17 protein-coding genes are annotated in these 20,316 nt (G+C 61.2%); 10 read left to right on the top strand and 7 right to left on the bottom strand.

Annotation, left to right across the window (positions count from 1 at the left end):
• The first annotated feature begins 114 nt into the window (after positions 1 to 114).
• The 5 genes from MSL71_RS18410 (at position 115) to MSL71_RS18390 (ending at position 8,417) form a co-directional block, all read left to right on the top strand.
• Entirely contained in the window at positions 115 to 1,110 is a 996-nt protein-coding gene (locus MSL71_RS18410; protein WP_180143208.1) for an ABC transporter substrate-binding protein, read from the top strand.
• A gap of 54 nt (positions 1,111 to 1,164) precedes the next feature.
• Positions 1,165 to 4,728: a response regulator gene (locus MSL71_RS18405; protein WP_180143206.1), complete on the top strand. Its 3,564-nt coding sequence runs from the start codon at positions 1,165 to 1,167 to the stop codon at positions 4,726 to 4,728.
• A gap of 10 nt (positions 4,729 to 4,738) precedes the next feature.
• Positions 4,739 to 5,653: a CheR family methyltransferase gene (locus MSL71_RS18400; protein ID WP_180143204.1), complete on the top strand. Its 915-nt coding sequence runs from the start codon at positions 4,739 to 4,741 to the stop codon at positions 5,651 to 5,653.
• Complete coding sequence (locus MSL71_RS18395) at positions 5,650 to 7,269, top strand: response regulator (protein WP_180143202.1); 1,620 nt, start codon at positions 5,650 to 5,652, stop codon at positions 7,267 to 7,269. Before MSL71_RS18400 ends, MSL71_RS18395 begins: the two co-directional genes overlap by 4 nt.
• A gap of 182 nt (positions 7,270 to 7,451) precedes the next feature.
• Positions 7,452 to 8,417: an HD domain-containing phosphohydrolase gene (locus MSL71_RS18390; RefSeq protein WP_180143200.1), complete on the top strand. Its 966-nt coding sequence runs from the start codon at positions 7,452 to 7,454 to the stop codon at positions 8,415 to 8,417.
• A 98-nt stretch (positions 8,418 to 8,515) separates the two neighbouring features.
• On the opposite strand, the gene MSL71_RS18385 is transcribed toward MSL71_RS18390, so the two are convergent.
• The 4 genes from MSL71_RS18385 to MSL71_RS18370 all read right to left on the bottom strand — a co-directional run bounded on the left by MSL71_RS18385 (position 8,516) and on the right by MSL71_RS18370 (position 12,143).
• The gene (locus tag MSL71_RS18385; protein WP_180143198.1) at positions 8,516 to 9,556 is read right to left on the bottom strand and encodes a tetratricopeptide repeat protein; all 1,041 of its coding nucleotides are present in this window, start codon (positions 9,554 to 9,556) and stop codon (positions 8,516 to 8,518) included.
• A 91-nt stretch (positions 9,557 to 9,647) separates the two neighbouring features.
• On the bottom strand, positions 9,648 to 10,199 hold the full coding sequence (locus MSL71_RS18380; RefSeq protein ID WP_180143196.1) for a hypothetical protein: 552 nt from the start codon (positions 10,197 to 10,199) through the stop codon (positions 9,648 to 9,650).
• Between the two features lie 137 nt (positions 10,200 to 10,336).
• Complete coding sequence (locus tag MSL71_RS18375; RefSeq protein WP_180143194.1) at positions 10,337 to 11,551, bottom strand: MFS transporter; 1,215 nt, start codon at positions 11,549 to 11,551, stop codon at positions 10,337 to 10,339.
• Positions 11,552 to 11,801: 250 nt separating this feature from the next.
• The gene (locus MSL71_RS18370) at positions 11,802 to 12,143 is read right to left on the bottom strand and encodes a hypothetical protein (RefSeq protein WP_180143192.1); all 342 of its coding nucleotides are present in this window, start codon (positions 12,141 to 12,143) and stop codon (positions 11,802 to 11,804) included.
• Between the two features lie 396 nt (positions 12,144 to 12,539).
• On the opposite strand from MSL71_RS18370, the gene MSL71_RS18365 reads away from it, so the two are divergent.
• Entirely contained in the window at positions 12,540 to 13,211 is a 672-nt protein-coding gene (locus MSL71_RS18365) for a hypothetical protein (RefSeq protein WP_180143190.1), read from the top strand.
• Positions 13,208 to 15,361 (top strand): TolB-like translocation protein, encoded by a 2,154-nt coding sequence (locus MSL71_RS18360; protein ID WP_180143188.1) that lies wholly within the window; start codon positions 13,208 to 13,210, stop codon positions 15,359 to 15,361. Before MSL71_RS18365 ends, MSL71_RS18360 begins: the two co-directional genes overlap by 4 nt.
• Here the strand turns inward: MSL71_RS18360 and MSL71_RS18355 are convergent.
• Positions 15,358 to 16,263: an SDR family oxidoreductase gene (locus MSL71_RS18355; RefSeq protein WP_180143186.1), complete on the bottom strand. Its 906-nt coding sequence runs from the start codon at positions 16,261 to 16,263 to the stop codon at positions 15,358 to 15,360. The genes MSL71_RS18360 and MSL71_RS18355 overlap by 4 nt on opposite strands.
• Positions 16,264 to 16,770: 507 nt before the next feature.
• Here MSL71_RS18355 and MSL71_RS18350 point away from each other — a divergent pair.
• Complete coding sequence (locus MSL71_RS18350) at positions 16,771 to 17,439, top strand: spermidine synthase (RefSeq protein WP_180143184.1); 669 nt, start codon at positions 16,771 to 16,773, stop codon at positions 17,437 to 17,439.
• 12 nt (positions 17,440 to 17,451) lie between these two features.
• Positions 17,452 to 17,658 carry a SlyX family protein gene (locus tag MSL71_RS18345; RefSeq protein WP_180143182.1) on the top strand — a complete coding sequence of 69 codons (207 nt, stop codon included), beginning with the start codon at positions 17,452 to 17,454 and terminating at the stop codon, positions 17,656 to 17,658.
• A 133-nt stretch (positions 17,659 to 17,791) separates the two neighbouring features.
• Here the strand turns inward: MSL71_RS18345 and MSL71_RS18340 are convergent, their stop codons facing one another.
• Together MSL71_RS18340 and MSL71_RS18335 are read right to left on the bottom strand one after the other, a co-directional pair.
• Positions 17,792 to 18,229: a hypothetical protein gene (locus MSL71_RS18340; protein ID WP_180143180.1), complete on the bottom strand. Its 438-nt coding sequence runs from the start codon at positions 18,227 to 18,229 to the stop codon at positions 17,792 to 17,794.
• On the bottom strand, positions 18,230 to 18,724 hold the full coding sequence (locus MSL71_RS18335; RefSeq protein ID WP_180143178.1) for a GatB/YqeY domain-containing protein: 495 nt from the start codon (positions 18,722 to 18,724) through the stop codon (positions 18,230 to 18,232).
• Positions 18,725 to 19,220: 496 nt separating this feature from the next.
• On the opposite strand from MSL71_RS18335, the gene MSL71_RS18330 reads away from it, so the two are divergent.
• The gene (locus tag MSL71_RS18330; RefSeq protein WP_180143165.1) at positions 19,221 to 20,240 is read left to right on the top strand and encodes an amino acid ABC transporter substrate-binding protein; all 1,020 of its coding nucleotides are present in this window, start codon (positions 19,221 to 19,223) and stop codon (positions 20,238 to 20,240) included.
• The last annotated feature ends 76 nt before the right edge of the window (positions 20,241 to 20,316 follow it).

Below are 20,316 nucleotides of genomic sequence, written 5' to 3'. Positions count from 1 at the left end.
TGTACGCTGCACGCGGGTCAAGTCACGGCATGCAGCGTATCAACACCGTTTCATCGACTTTTTGCGAGGCCACCGGGACATTGGGACCCGACCGGCCCATGTTCTGGAGTGAGCGTGAACAAACATCTGATCTACCTGACCGCCGTCATCCTTGCCCTGGTTGTCGTCTCCGGGGGCGTCATTGACCTGGAGAGGCGCAAGGGCCCCCATATCGGTGTCCTCCAGTGGACCGAACAGGTTCCCCCGTTCCGCCTCGCAAGGGAAGGGGTCCAGTCGGGCCTTGCCTCCATCGGGCTCAAAAACGGAGAGAACCTCACCCTCACCGTCCACAACGCCGAGCAGAGCCGGGAAATGGCCCTATCAGCCATCCGGGAGTTCAAACGCCAGAAGGTGGACCTGCTGATTACCCTGGGCACCGCCGGCACCCTCCTGGCCATGGAGGAGGCCCCCGATATACCCATCGTCTACACCCTGGTGGCGGCCCCGGACGCAACGGGCATCATCCCGGACACCACGGGCTTCGGCCCCAACCTCACGGGCGTCAGCATGCGGGTTCCTGCCCGCATCCAGCTCCTTTCCGCCAAACAGATCATGCCCGGGATCTCCCGCCTGGGGATCCTCTACTGCTCCGAGACCCTTGCCGCAACGGCCACGGCACACGAAACCGCTGCGGCCGCAGACTCCCTGGGCTGGCAGGTGGTGAAGGTGGCCCTTGATAAATCGGAGCTGGACACCCTGGATGCACGGGCCGCGGAGCTGGCGGGTACCACGGACGCCATCTATATCCCGGCCGACGCCATCCTCAACCTTCCCACCAACATGCGCCGCATCACCTCCGTCACCGACAAAGGCGGGGTCCCCCTCATCGGCGTGGGCGGGGAACAGGTCAGGCAGGGCTTTACCCTCATGGCCGTCCATTGCAATTTTGCCGAGACCGGCAAACAGGTCAAAAGCCCGGTGGAAAAAATCCTGGCCGGGCTCAGCGCGGGCTCCATTCATCCGCAAAGCCCCCAGCTCCATGAGCTCACCATCAATCTCAAAAAAGCCAGAGATTTGAACATCCCCATCCATCGCAACGCGATCCTGATGGCCGACAACATTTACGAATAACCTCACCGACCGGGGCACCATGCAATGCCCCGGTCCCCGAAGGCTTGCAAATACATGATCCAGTTGTTTCCAAAAAAATACAGCTCCAGGCTGATGGCCATCACCTTCATCGCAGGCATCCTGCCCATTGCCATCTTCGGCATTGCCATCACCCTCATCACCCGGGACCTTCCCCAGCGGACCAATGAAACCATCCAAAAAGGCCTGGGAGACCTGCAACAGCAGCGCGAACAGCTCCTCACCGACACCCTTGCCAAAAGCGTGCGGCAAAAATCCATGGACGTGGCCCTCCAGATCGAGCTCTACCTGGAGCTGCGCCCCACCCTCACCCTGGCCGACCTCCAGAAGGATCCCCGGTTCCGAAGCATCGCCCTTCAGCCCATTGAAAAAAACGGCTACACCACCCTCATCGACACCCGGGAAGGCACCACCCTCTTCCACCCGCTCAAGGCCCTGGAGAACACCTCCTTTGCGCACATCGACGAAGCATCCGATGAATTTTTCGCCATCATCTCGTCGAGCCTGGGGGGAAAATACGCCTCGGGCTACTTCTCCTGGAGGGAGGAATCGGGCCAGACACGCCGCAAGTTCACCTTCATCGCCCCGGTGATGCGCACCACGGCCGAGGGCCTGCCCATGGCCGTGGCCACGGTCATCAACATGGATGAGCTGGCCCCCTCATTTCTGGAAACCCAAAAGACATCCCAGGGCACAGCCCTTTACTTTATCAACCGGGCCCAGCACCTTCTCAGCACCTTCAAACGGTTTATCCTCTTCTGCATGCTCCTGGGGCTGCCGGTGGTCCTTGCCTTGGCCAACTGGGCAAGCGCTTACTTTTCCCGGGCCGTCAACCAGCTCAAACACGCCACCCAGCAGATCCGCAACGGCGACTTCACCATCCGGCTGGACAACAACGCCTCCGGGGATATCGGCGAGCTCATGCAGGACTTCAACCACATGACAAAGCGCCTTGCCGAGACCACGGTCAGCAAAAAACGCCTGGAGTCCAACGAAGAGGAGCTCACCCGGACCAACCAGGTACTCACCCGGGAAATCGAGGAACACGAACGGGTGCGGGAGGAACTCCAGAAACAGCACGAAGTGCTGGAAAAACAGAGGGACCACCTCCACAGCGTCAACGAGGAGCTCTCCCGTTCCCGGAAAAAAATCCAGCGTCAGAACTGGCTCAGCATCGGCCAGAGCGAATTCCACAGGCGCATCCAGGGAGACCTCTCCATGGAAGAGCTCGGCAGGCAGATCATCCACTTTTTGTCCAACTACCTGGATGCCCAGGCCGGGCGGATCTATCTCGTGGACGAAGGCGTGCTTGTCTGCATCGGCGGATTTGCCGGAGCCGCCCCCGACGGAGAAGCGCCCCCCATCCCCCTGGGCGAAGGCCTTGTGGGGGAGGCGGCTGTTTCCGGCAGCCGGTTGCGCATCACCGATGTGCCCGCGGATTACCTGCCCATCCACTCCGGCCTCCTGGATGCGTACCCCTGTGAGGTGGTCATCCAGCCCTGCCTTCACAACGAAAAAAGCCTGTGTGTGGTGGAGCTGGCGGGCCTCGGCCCCTTTTCCCGCCAGGACCTGAGGTTCCTCGACCTGATGAACAAGCAGATCGCTGTGGCCGTGGACTCCACCCAGGGACGCATCCGCACCGAAGCCCTGTTGCACCAGACGCGCAAACAGGCCGAAGAGCTCGAACTCCAGCAGGAGACCCTCCAGCAGATCAATCAGGAACTCGAAGAGCAGACCCAGCAGCTGGAGGAACAGAAGGAGAGCATCAAAAAGAAAAACATCGAACTCGAAGAGGCCGGGGTCCTGATCCGACAGAAGGCCAAAGACCTTGAGCTCTCCTACAGCTACAAGTCCCAGTTCCTGGCCACCATCTCCCACGAACTCAGAACCCCCTTGAACAGCATCCTGCTGCTCTCACGCATGATGGAAGAGAACGCGGAACGAAACCTCACCGACGACCAGGTGGAGTTTGCCGGAACCATTCACTCCTCCGGCTCTCAGCTCCTGACCCTCATCAACGAAATCCTGGACCTCTCCAAAATCGAAGCGGGCGGCATGACCGTGACCCTCTCCCCCACGCCCCTGTCCGCCCTGGTGGAGAGCCTTCGGCGCATGTTTCATCCCCTGGCCGAAGAAAAAGGCCTCGCCTTTACCTTAAGCCTCGCCCCGGAGGTACCCGATACCGTTGAGACCGATCGCCAGAGGCTGGAACAGATCCTCAAGAACCTTCTGACCAACGCCCTGAAGTTCACGGACACAGGCTCGGTGAGCCTCAGCATCACCATGCCCTCCCCCCAGGAGCTCCCGTCCGGCGCCAGCCTGCCTGCGGACTCGGCCCTGGCTTTTCGCGTCACCGACACGGGCATCGGCATCCCCAAAGAGAAGCACGCCCATGTGTTCGAAGCCTTCTGCCAGGTGGACGGCACCGAAAGCAAACAATACTACGGAACCGGCCTCGGCCTGACCATCTCCCGGGAGCTGTCCGGCCTCCTGGGCGGCTCTCTCCACCTCTCCAGCGAGCAGGGGGTCGGCAGCTGCTTTACCCTCTTGCTCCCCTGCACTGGGGCAACAAAGGCCTCCCCCGTCACCCCGGCGGCCATTCCCGCCCAAAGGCCCCGGACAGCCACGGCACCCGCGCCCTTTGAGCGGTCTTCTGCGGAGGCCGCTGCAATGCAGCCCAAGCCCGGGGACAAGTCCCTGCTCATCATCGAGGATGACGTGACCTTTGCATCCCTACTCGTCAAGCTGGCCCGGGAAAAGGGCTTCGACACCCTGGTCACCGAAGAGGGGGAGACAGGCCTTCACTTTGCCGACTTTTTCTGCCCCACGGCCATCATCCTCGACATCACCCTGCCCCGCATGAACGGATGGGACGTCTTCAACCGGCTCAAAACCAATCCGGTGACCGCCGCCATCCCCGTGCACGTCATCTCCTCCAGGGACCAGAAGGGAAAAGCCATGGACATGGGCGTCGCCGGTTTCCACGCCAAACCGGTGAGCCTGGAGCACCTGCACGAAGTGCTCTCCGAAATCGACGCAACCCACCGGGCCACGGCCTCGGGCTCCGTGACGGCGCAAAACGAAGAACACCCCGCCGGGGACGCGGGCCTTGAGGCCATGCACCGGAACCTGGACGAAGCCACCCTCTTCCTCCACGGGGTGGAATCCACCCTGCCGGGCCCCATGAACCAGGACCGCCCCCTGTGCCACGACAAAGAGTCGATCCTCAGCGGCCGCAAGGTCCTCATCGTGGACGACGACATGCGTAACGTCTTTGCCCTCAAACGGCTTCTCCATGAAAAAGGGATGGATGTGGTGGTGGGACGAAACGGCCGGGAAGGATTGACACGCCTTAAGGAGACCCCGGATGTGGACCTTGTGCTCATGGATATCATGATGCCGGAAATGGACGGCTACCAGGCCATTCGGGCCATTCGAAAGGACGCCGAACACAAGGAGCTCCCCATCATCGCCCTCACGGCCAAGGCCATGGCCGAAGACCGCACGGCAAGCATCGAGGCCGGAGCCAACGACTACATGCCCAAACCCGTGGACCCGGACAAGCTTCTCTCCATGCTCCGGGTCTGGCTCTATGTGTAAAGGGGGACCCATGGCAGCGGCTCCGTCCCTCACCGACAACGAGGCCATTGAAATGGCGTGCCTGCTCTACGCCATCCACCGGAAGTACGGCTACGATTTTCAGCAATACGCCGCAGGCTCCCTGTGCAGGCGGTTGAAAAACCGGCTGAAACGCTCGGGCCTCACCTGTTTTTCTGAAATGCAGTACCGGGTATTAAACGACCGGTCCTTTTTTGAAACCGTGCTGGCCGACCTCTCCATCAACGTCACCGAGATGTTCCGGGACCCCCACTTTTTCAAAGCCCTCCGGGAGCACGTGGTGCCCAAGCTCGCCGAGCGCCCCTTTATCCGTGTCTGGGTGGCGGGGTGCGCCACGGGAGAGGAGGCCTACTCCATGGCCATCCTCCTTCAGGAAGAGGGGCTTGCCGGCCGGTTCCGCATCTACGCCACGGACTTCAACGAACGGGTCCTGCGCACGGCCAGGGAGGGCATCTACCCCATCGAAAGCATCCGCTCGTACACACGGAACCACCTGCTCTCCGGTGGGTGCGGCTGCCTGGTGGACCATTACACGGCCCGGTACGACAACGTCATCATGAACCGGGCCATCAAGGACACCATCCGCTTTTCCGATCACAACCTGGTCTCCGACAGCCACTTCGGAGAGATGGACCTGATCCTCTGCCGCAACGTCCTGATCTACTTCAGCCCCCCGTTGCGCAACCGGGTCATCGGCACCTTCTTCGACAGCCTGGCCCCGGACGGATTTTTCGGCCTGGGGACCGGCGAGTCCATGAGCATCACCGCCTGGGCAGACCACATGGCACCGGTGGTTGCCAAGGAGAAGATTTACCAGAAAAAAGAGACACCGTCCCCTGGCAGTGAGCCTGTGGTGTCGCCGGACCATGCCCCCGGCATCGACTCAACCGGAGTGATTACCCCATGATGAACCATGCAACCCAACAGATTCTGCTGGTGGACGACCTGGAGGAGAACCTCCTCGCCCTCAAACACGTGCTGGCCCGTCCCCACCTCACCATCCTCACCGCCACATCGGGCAACGAAGCCCTGGGGCTGTTGCTGGACCATCCGGTGGCCCTGATCCTCATGGATGTTCAGATGCCGGAGATGGACGGTTTTGAGACCGCCGAGCTCATCCGCGGCAATCCGGACACCTGCCGCATCCCCATCATCTTCGTCACGGCCATCAACACCGATACCCAGCACATCTTCAAGGGCTACGACGCCGGGGCCGTGGACTACCTCTCCAAGCCCCTGGACCCGGAAACCCTCGTCCGCAAGGTCAACGTCTTCCTGGAGCTGCACCAGTACCAGCAATCCCTCCTGGCCACCACCCGGGAGCTCTCCGAGACCGTGGACACCCTCAAAGAGGCCAACTCCCAGATCCAGATCCACCAGAAGAAAAAACTCCGGGAAGAGCGCCTGAAGGTGCTCCTGCAGATGGCAGGGGCCATGGCCCACGAGCTGAGCCAGCCCCTCATGGCCCTCCAGGGCAACATCCAGCTCATGAACATCCACAGGGAGGCCCCGGACAAACTGCCCCTTTACATGGAGCGCATCGAGGAGTCCGGCCGCCGCATCGCAGGGATCACCCGCAAAATCCAGACCCTCCAGGTGGACGACACCCGGGACTACCCCGGGGTCTCCTCCATCATCGACCTGGACCAGACCATCCGCATTCTCGTGGTGGGCAGGGACGGCCGCGAAGGCTCTCCGCTGGTAAAGGCCCTCAACACCCTGGACCGCCTGGACGTCACCTGTGTGGAGGACACCAGGGGCGCCAAGGAGGCCCTGGAAAAAAACAGCCGGGACCTCCTGTTCATCTCCCGCCCCCTGCCGGACGGCGCTGCCGAGGACCTGGCCCGGAACCTCACCCCCCCTGCCCAGCGCCCGCTTTTTGTCATCATCACCGAAGGGACCGACGAGCTCACCGTCTCACGCCTCATCCGCCAGGGCGCCCTGGAGGTGCTGGATCGCGCCAGCATCACCCCGGACCTCATCCGTACCCTGCTTCACCGCGCCCTGGACACCGTGGTCTCAGGCTCCACCCTGGCGGCCATGGACCGGGCCGACGAAGCCTCCCTGCGGGACCCCTGCACGGGCCTTTACACCCGCCAGTGCTTTGAAAACCTGCTCCACCGGGAGGTCAAGCGTGCCCACCGCATGGGCCAGGGGCTCGCCCTGCTGCTGCTCCACCTCACCAGCTTCGATGAGGTCACCGCCACCTACGGCTCCGAGGCCGGTGACATGGTCCTGGGCATCGTGGGGAGCCTGCTGGGGGACATGACCCGCTCCGACGATTTGGCCGCCCGCTTCGACAACGCCACCTTTGCCGTCCTCTTGAGCGGCATCACCGACCCGGAGGTCCCGCGCATCTCCCACCGGTTCACCGATGCCATCACCCAACGGGACTTTGTGTTCAACGCCTTCCGCTTCAACCTCTCCCTGGAAGCGGGTATCGGCATGCTCCCCCCGGGCATGCCGGGCACCGCCGAAGGGCTGCTCCACGAAGCCCAGCGCTCCTTTTCCATGACCGCCTGAAAACCCGACGGCCCAGGTTCGACGCCGTCGTCGGTTGTCAATGCCCCGGGGCCGTCTTCCACCGGATTCATGCTTTTCCTTTATCCTTTGAATTCAGAATGATATTATCAAAGTTGTCGCGAGACGATCTCACGCACAGGTTGTTTTTTTAACGCATCAATCCTTTCCCGGGAGGACACGACATGATGGAGAAAAAAACCGTGTTGATTGTTGATGACATGCCCGAAACCACCCAGCGGCTCCTGGGGTTACTCAAGGACACATGCACCACCCGAACAGCCACATGCAGTGAATCGGCACTGCAACTCGCTGCGTCCGCCACCCCTCCGGACCTGATCCTCCTGGATACCCGCTCGGCCGATGCCGAGGCCAGGGAGATCAGCCGACAACTCAAAAACAGGGGGACCGATCAAAACGTCCCGGTCCTCGTCCTCAGGTCCCTTGAAGAGGCACCGGCCCAGGAAGATACCGAAGGGATCCGCGATCTCACCGCCGTCAGGGACGTCGTTCTCCTGGCCATGGGCTCCCTTGCCGAAACCCGGAACAACGAATCCGTCAATCACATCCGGCGCACCTCCCGCTTCGTCAAGGTTTTGGCCCAGGAGCTGAGCCAGACCCCCGGCTACAGGGAGATGCTGACCCCGGACACCATCGAGATGATGTTCCGGGCCGCACCCCTGCACGACCTGGGCAAGGCCGGGGTCTCGGACAGCCTGCTCCTGAAACCCGGCAAGCTCACCGATGAGGAGTACGAACGGGTCAAGCGGCACACGCTCAATGGCCGCGATGCCCTTCGCAACGCCCAGGATCTCCTGGGCCTGTCAGCCCCCTTCCTGGACATTGCCTGCGACATCGCCGGATGCCACCACGAACGCTGGGACGGCAGCGGCTACCCCGACGGCCTCACCGGAGAGGAGATTCCCATCGCCGCTCGCCTCATGGCCCTGGCAGACGTCTACGACGCCCTGGTGACCTACCGGAGCTACAAGCCTGCCTTTTCCCACGGGGTGGCCGTGGAAATCATCAAGGGGGGACGGGGCACTCAGTTCGCCCCCGAGGTGGTGGATGCCTTCCTGGCCGCTGAGCAGGCCTTCCAGGACATTGTCCTGGAGTTCACGGACTTCCAGGAAGAAAAGCTGGCGCTTTAAGCCCCCCCCCAAAAAACAACAAAGCCCCGGGTTCAATGAACCCGGGGCTTTTGCATGGCCTCGATACCAACAGGGCCGCGATTGTTCCGGCCTGTCCGTTACTTTTTTTCCACCTGGGTCACGGTTTTCAGCGGATCCACCCAGGCTTTTCCCGCCTTGTAAAGCTCAAGCCGCTCCCGCAAGGGGGCCTCCAGCTCCTTTTCACCGGTTTCATCGAGTTTCCTGATGGCATCCTCCTGGATATGGATGGCCTTTTCGTACATGCCGTTGGCGGCATAGGCCGCGGCCAGGGTGTCCAAGGCGCTGGGCTGGGTCGCGCCCGAGGCCACGAGGTGTTCGGCAAGTTTCAGGGCCCGCTTGCTGTCCCGATAGGTCACATCCGGGCAGGTGGCCAGAATCCAGGCCAGATCGTTGGTGGCAAGCAGGGAAGACCGGGTCTTCACCTTGAGGGCCTCCTCCAGCCAGCGGATGGCAATCCCGATGTCCTGGGGAACCCCGATGCCGGTGCGGTACATTCCCGCCACCCTCAGCATCCCTTCGCTGTTGCCGAGCTCCGCCGATCGCAGAAACCAGTTGAAGGCCGACTCCATGTTTTTGGTCACGCCCCGTCCCCCTGCGAACATCACCCCGAGGGCAACACAGGCCGGAGAAAAATTCTGGCGGGACGCCTTTTTAAACCAGAAAATCGCCAGCTCCTCGTCACGGGGCACGCCCACCCCTTCGGCATAGAGCAGACCCAGGCCGTAGCGGGCTTCGGCCAGGCCGCGATCCGCGGCATATTGATAGTAGCGTTTGGCCGCTTCCGGGTCGGCCTTGGTGCCGTCCCCTTTCTGATACATAAGACCCAGCATCTGGCAGGCCTGGAGGTGGCCCTGAAGGGCGGCCTTCTGATACCAGCCAAAGGCTTTGGAGCTGTCTGCCTTCACAAAATCAACCACCTGGCGATGGTAGAGGTAGCCCATCACGAACTGAGCCCCGGCATCGCCTTTATCCGCCTTGGCTTTGTCCGTCAGGAACCGCTCCTTGCTGTACCCTCCGGGGAAGCCCTCCTTGTCCGCCGGTACCGGGGTGCCTGCCAGGCTCCCATGGGCCCAGAAAAGACACAGAACACAGATCAGCAGAATTCGTCGTTTTTTCATACACACCCTCGTTTTCGTCATCATCCCTTTGGCCAAAGGGAACCCACCGTATCGAATAACTTTGTCACGTCGCCCCTGCCACGGGGCCGACTCATGTTCCAACGGGAAATACCCGGCGCGCAATGACCCCGGCATACCGGAGCAGCCCCACGCCACAGGCCAGATAAAGCCCACCGGTCACGCACCCGGACCAGAAGCGAATCTTGGCCGACGTCTCCAAAAGCGCCACCTTGCTTCCGTACACTGCCCAGGTGGAGCCAAAGGCCGCCAGGTAATGCAAGGAGAAGCCGATGCCCACGATCCCCAGGAGAAACAAGGCCCCCTTCACCAGGGCTGCGGGGGTTACCTCGGGAGCTGACGGCAACTCAAAGGGCACGGGGTTGAACACCTTCGCCAGGGTATCTGCCTTGGCAAGGAGCACCCCTGAAAAAAGAAGCATCACAAAGGGCAGAAACGCATTGAGCTGGGCAAAGGCACTCATCCGGGCGGCCATGGCAAAGGCCTCGTCCCCGGGGAGCATTCGCAGGGCATCCCTGGACATAAAATAATTGCCCACGACACCGGGAATGGCAAAAAACGCTTTGACGGCATAGAAAAGGGCCAGGAGTCGAATGGCGATACCGGTCAATTTCTGTGATTCCATGGGGGGGAAGACCTTTCCTCATGTTTCATTCATAAAATTAAGACCATTTTTTATAACTCATTTCGCACAAAAACGGTATGACCAAGATCACTGCTGGCAAACTCACCCCTTTTCGCAGACCGGACAAATCGCCTCCCTCACCGGGCCGGGGGCAGGGCTCCGTCATCGGCGAGAAAGGGTTCAACGGCATTGCCCGGGGCCTCCTTGCGGAGCTGAAGGCCCGTCCAGATCCCGGCTGCCAGAAACACCATCCCGCCCGCCAGCAGGGCCGCTGGCATACCGTACCCGTCGGCATACCAGCCCAGAAACGGCCCCACAGCCACAAAGGAGAGACGAATGATAAGACTCCGGATGGACAGGACCGTGGCCCGGATCTCAGATGGGGTGGACTCGTTGATGTAGTTTCGAAGCACCGGGGTGGCCACCCCGCGGACCATATAAAAGAGGTAAAGAAACGCCACGGCCCAGATGGTGGAGAACAGACTGAGGCAAAGATAGCCTGACCCGATGCAAAAGGCGATGAACAAAACGGTGCGGTCCCGCCCCAGCCGGGCCTCCACCTTCCAGGCGTGCATGGAGACAAAGCCGGTGGTCAGGTTCAGGGCGGGGAGAAACAGCCCGTAAAGGGCAAGGGGAACGGACAGGTGCACGAAATAAGGCTGGATCAGCCAGGCCATGGTGAGGGTGGCGGTGCCGATGACGGAAGAATAGATGATGCGCCACTTCAGGCCCGTGTTCCGGGTAAGGGCATAGCGGATGATCTGAAAAATCTGGGTAAAATTCCCCTTTTGGATGACCCGTCGGCGCTGGGGCTCGAAAAGGAGGAGGGACGCGGGTACCGCGGAAAAGGCCACCGCCGCCTGGAAGTAAAAGGGGGTTCGAAGGCTCAGGGCTGCAAGCCCCACCCCGATGGGTGCGGCGATGGCTTCGGCATAATTGCCGATGGAGACCAGGCGCCCCTCTTCTTTCAGGTAGGTATTGCCCAGGCCCTGCTCTTCCAGGGTGTCGTAGAGAAGGGCGGAATCCGACCCCGAGATAAAACTCTGGCCCACCCCGAGGATCATCTCGCAGGCCAGAAAGCCCCAGAAACCGGACGACACGCTGTACAGGCCGAACCCGACGGCTCCCATGACGCTGCCGATGACCAGGGAGACCTTTCGCCCCCAGATATCCCCGAAGTACCCCGAGGGAATCTCCATGAGCACCACGGCAAAGGAGTAGGCCGCCTTCAGCAGAAAGAGGTCCCGGGTGCCCAGCCCGTTCTCCCGGTAAAAGAGAAACACAATGGGCACGGTGAGCATCAGCCACTTGGAGATCTTGATCACATAGAGTTTGACAATATTCGATTTCACATCACGGCGCATCGCCAGACCAACCTTTTCCCCTCTCGGGCATGCATGTCCGGCGGTTCATCCCCCGGGCGGCTCCCACGGTTCCCGGCGTCGGCAAACGAAAGCCCGGGCCTGTGGGGCAGGTGAAGGGAAGGTGTAGTCGATTCCCGCGCTGATTTCAAGGAGATTCATGGGATGTGGCTTTCAGGCAATCGGTTCCCGGGCGTTAACAAACGGCAGGAGCCCGAAGCCTCGCTTACGCGCCACGCCCTTACTGGACCTTGTGCAGCACCTCGGCCATGACGGCGAAACTCTTATAGATGATGTACCCCCCCACAAAGAGCCCGACCACAGGCAGAAAGGTGAGCCCGGTAAGGAGAAAAAAGAGCCCCACGGCCAGGAGGGCAATGCCGTTGGTGAGGCTGCTGATGCGTTCGAACAGGACCTCCCTGGAGGAGAGCACCCGCCGGTGCCGCCTCTCAAGCCCTTTTCTGCGGTCCGCCGCCTCACTGCCCTGAGGGTCCGAACCCGTGCTGCGACGCTCGGCTCCGGAGCGTCGCCCCTTTAAGGTGACCACCCGTTTTTCATCTTGGATCGTATACATGTCTTCCATGACACCCCCTGAATCGGATCGCGCCCTTGCAGGGGCGTTTCCGATGCATTGATCATCCAGTGTTCCCGGTGAATCAACAGGCATCGTTCTTCTGTCAGGGAGAAACCAATGAGACCTGATGCGGAAGGGGCAGGGAGAAAAACGTGGGAAGGAAATCCGGTACCGAAATCGCCGGAGACGGGACAGAACACTGCGTTATTCCATGGATTTAGTATACCCCGACCGGTACGGGGTGTCAAACCCGGAGCCCCGGGCACCACGGGCGTGGGCCGCAGCCTATCCACTGGAAATCATTGCATCCCTGAAACTGTCGGTTTACAATGCGGACTCTGCCGCCCACACACAGAGAGGCAACCTTTTCGCCCGCCGAACCCTGAAACCGCCCCTGGAGCCTTCATGACGCGACGCCTCATCGCCACCCTGCTGCTGTTCACCGCCACCGTCGCATGCCCCGACGCAAGCCACGCCCGTTACGATGCCTCATGGCGCTGGCGGACCCTCAGGAACGACCATTTCACCATCTACTACCCGGAAGGCCATGGGGCCTATGCCCAGAGGATCTACAACCTTTCGGACGAGGTCTACGGCGATATCACCGGATACCTGGGGGTGACGCCCCGGCGATGCCCGGTGGTGATCAACCCGGGCACCGACCTGTTCAACGGATTCTTCGCCCCTTTTCCCAACCGGATCTCCCTGTTTGAGACCCCGTTTTACACCCTGCGGCACTTCGGCCCGGGCTCCGACACGGCGGACAAGCTCTTCACCCACGAATTCACGCACTTCGTTCATCTCACCACCAAGCTGGGCTGGTACGGGCGTGTCACGGATTTCCTGGGGGATGGGGCCGCCATCTCCAACGTCATCTCACCGGGGTGGGTGGTGGAGGGGCTCACCACCGCCACCGAGACCCTCTTCACCGACGGTGGAAGGGGACGTTCCCCCTGTTTAAGGGCACCCTGGAATCCTGTGTCGGAGACCAGGGGCTCTGGACCCTTTCGGCGGCCGGTGTCCACCCCCCGTACGCCCCTCCTGCCGGGCGCGTCTACCTTGCCGGGTACCACATGATCGATTACCTCAACCGGCACTTCGGGCCGTCAGCTGCCGCCCGCATGGCCCGGTACCAGGGCGAGCACCCCGTGGGCGGAACCCGTGACGCCCTGATCCACGTCACAGGGCAATCCCCTGATGCGTTCTACAACGGGTTCCTTGCGGAATTTTACAAGGGAGCAAGGGCCTCGGAAACCCGAGCCCTGTCCGCAGGGCTCCCAAGGGGCAAGGTCCTGGCCTCGGACCCGCTGGAGAGTTATGACTCCCATACCTGGACCCACAACGGGACCCTCCTGGCCCTGCGGCAGGGCTACGGAAAAAAAACAGCCCTGATGGAGCTCGACCCCGCCACCGGCGCCGTTATCCAACAGAGCTTTCCCGGCCCCGTGTTTACCACAGGCCCCATCCGCCTCTCCCATGACTCCGGCCGAATCGTGCTTTGCGTGCCCTTTCCCGACCCCTTCGGGGGCTGGGAACTCGACACCGCCGACCTCGCCCTCTTTGATCTGAAGACCGAAACATACACCCGCCTTACCCGGGGCGCCCACATGTTCTCAGCGGCCCCTTCCCCGGACGGCAACACCTATGCAGCCGTCCGCCGAAACGGGATGTGGTCCGAACTGGTGCTCACGGCGCCCGACGGCAAGGTCCGCTCCGTTCTATTCGGGCAGCCCGGTGCCTATTGCGAAGCCCCGGCCTGGTCACCCGACGGCAGCGCCATAGCCGCCGTGGTCAAAGTCCGAGGAAACGCCGACATCGTCACCTTCTCTCCGGAATCGGGCCAGCCGGACCTCCTCTTCGGCTCCGATGCAGCCGAAGACAACGACCCCGCGTTCTCTCCGGACGGACGCTATCTCCTGTTCGCCTCGGATCGCAGCGGGATCTGGAACATCTTTGCCTGGGACCGAAAGGACAAAACCCTGGTCCAGCTCACGTCGGTACGTTACGGCGCCTTTGAGCCCCGGGTCTCCCCGGACGGCCTCACCCTCTCCTTCACCCGGCTCAACCGGGGCATCAAAGAGCTCTGCACCCTCCCCTTTGCCCCGGAGGCAGGAAAGCCCTTTCCCGTACCGAACCCGGCCCCGCTCCCCGAGGCCGATCTTGCCCGGGTAGCCCCCCCGGTCACCACCGAAAGCAAGGGTATCCCCTGGGTGGAAGCCACAAAGCCCTTTCTCCACGTCCCCTATTTCACCAGCGATGAAGACGGAAGCGCCCTGGGGGTCTTTCTCATGGGGGGAGACCCCGTGGGCATCAACAGCTACGCAGGTGCCCTCTTCTACGGGCTGGAATCCCACCGGGCGGGGTTTGACGTCACCGTCACCAACCGCTCCTTTACCCCGGAGATCACGGCCCGCCTTTACGACAGCGCCGAAGAGGGTAACACCGTGGCCGGCCTGGAGAGGTGGCAGCGGGAACGGAGCGTGGAACTTGCCCTCTCCCTGCCCGTGATCCTTCAAAGCCTGCCGAGCCGCCTCACCCTCTTTCCCACCGTGGGCACAAGGATCCGTAAATTCGACGGCATCAAGAACGTGGTTCTGGACCCCGACAAAGACCAGTCCTTTGCCTGGTTCACCGAGGCCACCTTCACCCGGATGCCCGACGCCGCCCGGCGCGACGTGCTTCCCACCTGGGGCCAGCGGTTCTACGGCACCTATGAAGAGAGCATCGACAAAGCAGGGGGAGAGCTCCTCTCCCACAACGGGGTGGTCTCCGTCACCCAGTACCTCCCGGGCCCGGCCCTCCACGACGGCTTTGACCTCACCCTTGTCCACCAGGACCAGGGCGGGGAGATCTCCTACGACAAAGACCTCAGCCTGCCAAGGGGCTACGACAACGACGATCCCGAAGGGGGCATGAACCTGGACAACAACCTGCTGGCCTCCCTGGAGTACCACACCCCCCTGGCCTTCCCGGATCAGGGCGTGGGCCTTGTCCTTATCCACGTCTCCCGCCTCAAGACCTCTTTCTTTGCGGACGTGGGCGCCGGATGGCAGGGGAGCTTCGATGCCGGGGACTGGGCGGACCGCGCCCGCCTCTCCGTGGGAACCTCCCTGTCCGCCCGGGCCACCCTCATGGCCGTACTGCCTGTTGAGGCCGGGGTGGAGGTCGGGTACAAGGTCCGGGACAGCGAAGGTTTCGCCAATTTCATCTTTGAGGTCGTGTTTTAAAAAAGGGATGCCATGAACCGGAATGAGTCCACCACCGACCCCAGGGGGGCTGCATTGTCAAGGGAGGTGATGCCCTCCCAGTTGGCGTGGATCTCTTCCGGGGTGATGGGACGCTCTGCATCGCCAAGGCAGAGCCCCGGGGCACAGCAGATGGCGGTGCGGCTGAACCAGCCTGCCGCACAGTTGAAGATCATCCCCGTCTCCCGGTTCTCCTGGGAGGCCAGATAGAGCACCAGGGGTGCGATGAACTCGGGTTTCAGCTTGGCAAGGATCTCAGGGGGCATCACGTCGTCGGTCATGCGGGATGCCGCCACAGGGGAGATGGCGTTGCAGAGGATGTTGTGCTTGCTCCCTTCGGCCACCACGCTGTGCATCAAGCCCACCACACCCATCTTGGCCGCCATGTACGCGGACTGACCGAAGTTGCCGTAGAGGCCCGAGCCCGATGTGGTGTTGATGATCCGGCCGTACCCGTTCTTTTTCATCAGGGCAAAGGCAGGGCGCGTCACGCAAAAGGCCCCCTTGAGGTGGACATCCACCACAAGCTCCCAGTCCTCCTCCGTCATCTTCAAGAGGCTCTTGTCCCTTAAAACCCCCGCGTTGTTCACAAGGACATCCACCCTGCCAAAGGCGTCCTCGGCCGTGGCGATGATCCGCTCACCGCCCCGGAGGCTGGCCACCGAATCGTAGTTTGCAACGGCCTTGCCTCCATACTGCGCCAGCTCGGCCACCACCTTGTCTGCGGCTTCGTGGGCCTTTCCCGTGCCATCCCGGTTTCCTCCGAGGTCATTGACCACCACCCGGGCTCCCCGGGAAGCAAAGGCATGGGCGTAGGCCCGACCGATGCCGGAGCCGGCTCCGGTAATCACCACCACCTGGTCGTCAAAACGGATCTTGTTCATACACGTCTCCTTATCATCACAAAAAAGGGTCCATGGTTGTTACCGAAGTTCGAAGACGGGTTGTCACCGGAGCGAGTCCGGCGGAAAGGCTGGTGAAGAGGTCTGCAACACCACACGTTACAGGAGAAGGGAAAAACCATGTCAAGACTAGGGGTGAACCGATCTGCTTGTCAAGGTGAATATACAGGGTACTTTTTCAGTCCTTGCTCCGGGACCAGGGCAGCAGCCCGCGGAAACAAAGCTTTCAAACCGGACGTCCCATGAAATCATTTGTCATTTGTGCCGCTGCCCTGTAAAAGAAGACCTTTGCCCGAAGCCCATGGCAGGGGCGACACCTTTTTGAGGTAGTTTTCCCGGCCCCGTCCCTGTGGTATCCTGACATCCCGGATGGCGCATCACAGATCCCGGAAGGCCCGTCACCCAACGCCAGAGGCTACTTTTATCGTAATCGGTTTTATTTCCGGCCATTGCGTCACACCGCAGGCAGGAAGACAAAGGACACGTACAATGATTCCCTGGGAGTTTCTGGGAGAGGCTGACGTACCGGGGGGCGGCACCCTTCGGTTAACAAAGCGGCAGGATGAGTTCTCCATCCGCACCGACGGATACGAACTGATGAACAGCCGTGCACACGGTTCCGAGGAGGTCCTGGCCCGGGAGGCCGTAAACCGCCTTGGCGCCTGCGACGGACGCCGGATTCTCGTGGGCGGCCTCGGCATGGGCTACACCCTGCGAGCGGCCCTGGACCACGCGGGAAAAGATGCCGCCGTCACCGTGGCCGAGCTGGTGCCCGAGGTGGTGGACTGGAACCGCGACCATTACGGTCACCTGGCCGGGCACCCCTTAAACGATCCACGGGCTTCTGTGTTTGTGGGAGATGTGGCTGACGCCATCAAAGAAAAGGGACCCTGGGACGCCATCCTCCTTGACGTGGACAACGGCCCGGACGGCCTGACCCGAAGCGAAAACGACAGCCTTTACAGCAAGGCGGGAATCCTCTCTGCCAAACGGCACCTGGTGCCCGGCGGCGTGCTGGGGGTCTGGTCGGCCCACGCCGACCCGGTGTTTACAAAACGGCTGAAAGGGTGCGGCCTTGCCGTGGAGGAAGTCCGCGTCAAGGCGCGGCTCAAACGAGGCGGGAAACATACTTTGTGGTTTGCAAAGAACTCAAAATGAAAGGGGGCAATCATGAGTGAGGATCGGTTGATGGACATCGAGACCAAACTGGCCTTTCAGGAGCACACCATTGACGAACTCAACAGCGTGGTCATTGAACAGCAGCGGGAGATCGACCGGCTTAAAAACGCGGTGGAGTTCCTTCTGGACAAGGTGTCGCAGATCGCGGACACCCGCATGGAGCGCGCCCCGTCCAACGAAAAGCCGCCCCATTACTAAACGGCCGGCAGGCAACAAAAGCTTTTTCCCATGCGGCGCCGCCCCTGATGGCGGCGCGCACCACGGCATCGTCAATCGGCGTCACCGGCGGATCCGTCGGTGACGCCCGATTCGTCGTGCCCAAGGGGCGTGTCTATACCCCTTCTTCCGGGACCTGATCCGCCCCCAGGGTCATGACCTCGCCGTCCACGGTCATGATGAGCCACTCTCCGGTGCTGTCACGGGCCTTGACCAGGCAATCGATGGATGAGCCGTCCACGGTTTCGATACGGCACTCCACGTGGGTGTTGAGATCGATGACGGAGACAAACTCCCGACCTTCGGCAGCCTTTTTGAACGCCGCAGCAGCCCCCTCAAACCGAATCATCCGATCGTATTCCTCGGGATCCAGGGCCTTGATCTCCTGGCGACAGGCATCGATCTTCCCCTTGATCTCGGCAATGGCCGAAAGGACCTCCCGGCCCTGGGCCTCTTCATCGGCAGGCAAGGCACGCAGGATGTGCTTCTGGAGATCCAGGTCCTTCTCCAGAAAGGCAATCCGCTGCATCACCTCTGTGACCTTTTCTCTCATTTAGCACATCTCCTTGAGAATCTCCTTTACCTGATTGCCGTCGGCCAGCTTGCCGAAGTGCTTCATCACCTGGCCCATGGCCTGCATGGGGCTCTTCAGGGACGAAAAATCGACGTTGGCGTCGATCCATGCCTTGATCTCGGCCTCGTCGGCCATGCGGGGAAGGTAACTCTGAAGAAGCTCAAGGTAGGCCGAGGTGGCCTCACCTTTCACCTCCAGTACCGTTTTCTCCGACTTGACAAGGCTGCGGATGATGGTCTGGAGGTCCTCGTCGGTGATCTCATCGGGGTTCTTCACCCGGGTGGTCTTTTTGCCACTCTCAAGGGTGATGGCAACCGTCAGCTTGGGGTACTCCCCCATGATCAGACGGAACGTGTCCCGGGCAGCGGTGTCCTTTGTTTTCATAGCTGTCTTGAGATCTTCTTTGATCTTGTTGTAGAGGGAGACACCGTCGCCCTCACTCCAGCCATACGGAGACTTATCGTAGTCAGCCATTTCACACCTGCATTCTTCTTTTCCTCACCGGAGTGAGGCACCCTACCTATGAGGATGGATTGGTTATGACGCCCCGCAAAACACCCCTCCTGCGACACAGGGGACCACTGTATCCTTCATGCGCCCGCACGAAGCAGGGCCGTACCAGCGGCTGTTTCGGTTTGCTTTGGGAATCTTCGACAGTCTAAACTCTTTACCCTATTTTTTGGTTTTCGTGAACATGAAAATGGTTCACGGCCCGTACAAACGGCCCGGCCTTCCACCCCTGATCCCTTTCTCATTTCCGTCACCGGAACAACTAGTCAGCACTCCCGGATGCCCCCGCCCATGGCATCCATAACCCCTTCCCGTACAAGGAACATCAAGCGCACCTCCCCGGGTTTTAAAGGAACATTATGACTCAAAACCTAATTTAAGATTGAATTTAAAGGGCTGTTCCCATATCTACTATCGGTGTCAGGTTCGAACTATTTATTCACTTATTGGGGATCGTGTTATGAAAAAATCAGCTCTACTCTTTTCGATCATTTCTTTTGTTCTGATGATGTCGGCCTCCGTGTTCGCAGGCACCCTGGAAGACGTAAAAGCCAAAGGCATCTTGACCTGCGGCATCAGCGAAGGCGTTCCCGGCTTCTCCATTCCCGACTCCACCGGCACCTGGGTGGGCTTTGACGTGGACATGGCCCGCGCCGTGGCCGCAGCCGTCATCGGGGACCCCTCCAAGGTCAAATTCGTGCCCCTGGCCTCCAAGCAGAAAATCGTGGCAGTCTCCTCCGGCCAGGTGGACTTGACCAGCCGCACCACCACCTGGACCCTCAAGCGGGACGGCAAGCAGGGTGTGGACTTCACCCACGTCGTCTTCTACGACGGCCAGGGCTTTCTGATCCCCAACAAACTCGGCGTCAGGTCCGCCCGGGAGCTTGACGGCGCATCGGTCTGCGTCACCGCAGGAACCACCACCGAACTCAACCTCGCCGACTTTGCCCGCGCCAACGGCATCAAGGTGGAGGCCGTGGTCTTCGACGGCAAAAAGGAAGCCCTCAACGCTTACGCCTCCGGCCGCTGCGACTGCTTCACCACCGACATCAGCCAGCTCGCCTCCCTGCGCTCCACCTTAAAAGATCCCAAGGCCCACTCCATCCTGCCTGAGGTCATCTCCAAAGAGCCCCTGGCGCCCCTGGTCCGCCACGGGGACAACCAGTGGAAAGACATCGTGACCTGGGTCATCAACGGCCTTGTGGCCGCCGAAGAGAACGGCATCACCGCCGCCAACGTGGACAAGATCAAGGCCACCTCCCAGAACCCCGTTGTCAAGCGCATGCTGGGCACCTCCGGGGACACGGGCAGCTACCTTGGCCTCGACAAGGAGTGGCTGGTCCGCGCCATCAAGGCCGTGGGCAACTACGGCGAGATCTACAACCGCCACTTCGGCCCCGGTACCCCCCTGGACATTCCCAGGGGCGTAAACAACCTCTGGCTGCGAGGCGGGCTGCAGTACGCCATGCCCATCCGATAAGCCCGGTGCGCATCTGCACCTGACAACGCAGCGTCCGCGACAGGAGCCCTGGGCCGGGGAAGGTTTTTCCCTTTTT

The sequence above is a fragment of the Desulfoluna butyratoxydans genome, assembly GCF_900699765.1.
Lineage (GTDB): Bacteria > Desulfobacterota > Desulfobacteria > Desulfobacterales > Desulfolunaceae > Desulfoluna > Desulfoluna butyratoxydans.
This window is presented reverse-complemented; position numbering and strand designations above follow the sequence as displayed.

Coding starts and splice junctions, on each gene's coding strand:
- MSL71_RS18405 (WP_180143206.1), top strand. CDS start 1,165: ATGATCCAGTTGTTTCCAAAAAAATACAGCTCCAGGCTGATGGCCATC.
- MSL71_RS18400 (WP_180143204.1), top strand. CDS start 4,739: ATGGCAGCGGCTCCGTCCCTCACCGACAACGAGGCCATTGAAATGGCG.
- MSL71_RS18395 (WP_180143202.1), top strand. CDS start 5,650: ATGATGAACCATGCAACCCAACAGATTCTGCTGGTGGACGACCTGGAG.
- MSL71_RS18390 (WP_180143200.1), top strand. CDS start 7,452: ATGATGGAGAAAAAAACCGTGTTGATTGTTGATGACATGCCCGAAACC.
- MSL71_RS18385 (WP_180143198.1), bottom strand. CDS start 9,556: ATGAAAAAACGACGAATTCTGCTGATCTGTGTTCTGTGTCTTTTCTGG.
- MSL71_RS18380 (WP_180143196.1), bottom strand. CDS start 10,199: ATGGAATCACAGAAATTGACCGGTATCGCCATTCGACTCCTGGCCCTT.
- MSL71_RS18370 (WP_180143192.1), bottom strand. CDS start 12,143: ATGGAAGACATGTATACGATCCAAGATGAAAAACGGGTGGTCACCTTA.
- MSL71_RS18365 (WP_180143190.1), top strand. CDS start 12,540: ATGACGCGACGCCTCATCGCCACCCTGCTGCTGTTCACCGCCACCGTC.
- MSL71_RS18360 (WP_180143188.1), top strand. CDS start 13,208: ATGATCGATTACCTCAACCGGCACTTCGGGCCGTCAGCTGCCGCCCGC.
- MSL71_RS18355 (WP_180143186.1), bottom strand. CDS start 16,263: ATGAACAAGATCCGTTTTGACGACCAGGTGGTGGTGATTACCGGAGCC.
- MSL71_RS18350 (WP_180143184.1), top strand. CDS start 16,771: ATGATTCCCTGGGAGTTTCTGGGAGAGGCTGACGTACCGGGGGGCGGC.
- MSL71_RS18345 (WP_180143182.1), top strand. CDS start 17,452: ATGAGTGAGGATCGGTTGATGGACATCGAGACCAAACTGGCCTTTCAG.
- MSL71_RS18340 (WP_180143180.1), bottom strand. CDS start 18,229: ATGAGAGAAAAGGTCACAGAGGTGATGCAGCGGATTGCCTTTCTGGAG.
- MSL71_RS18335 (WP_180143178.1), bottom strand. CDS start 18,724: ATGGCTGACTACGATAAGTCTCCGTATGGCTGGAGTGAGGGCGACGGT.
- MSL71_RS18330 (WP_180143165.1), top strand. CDS start 19,221: ATGAAAAAATCAGCTCTACTCTTTTCGATCATTTCTTTTGTTCTGATG.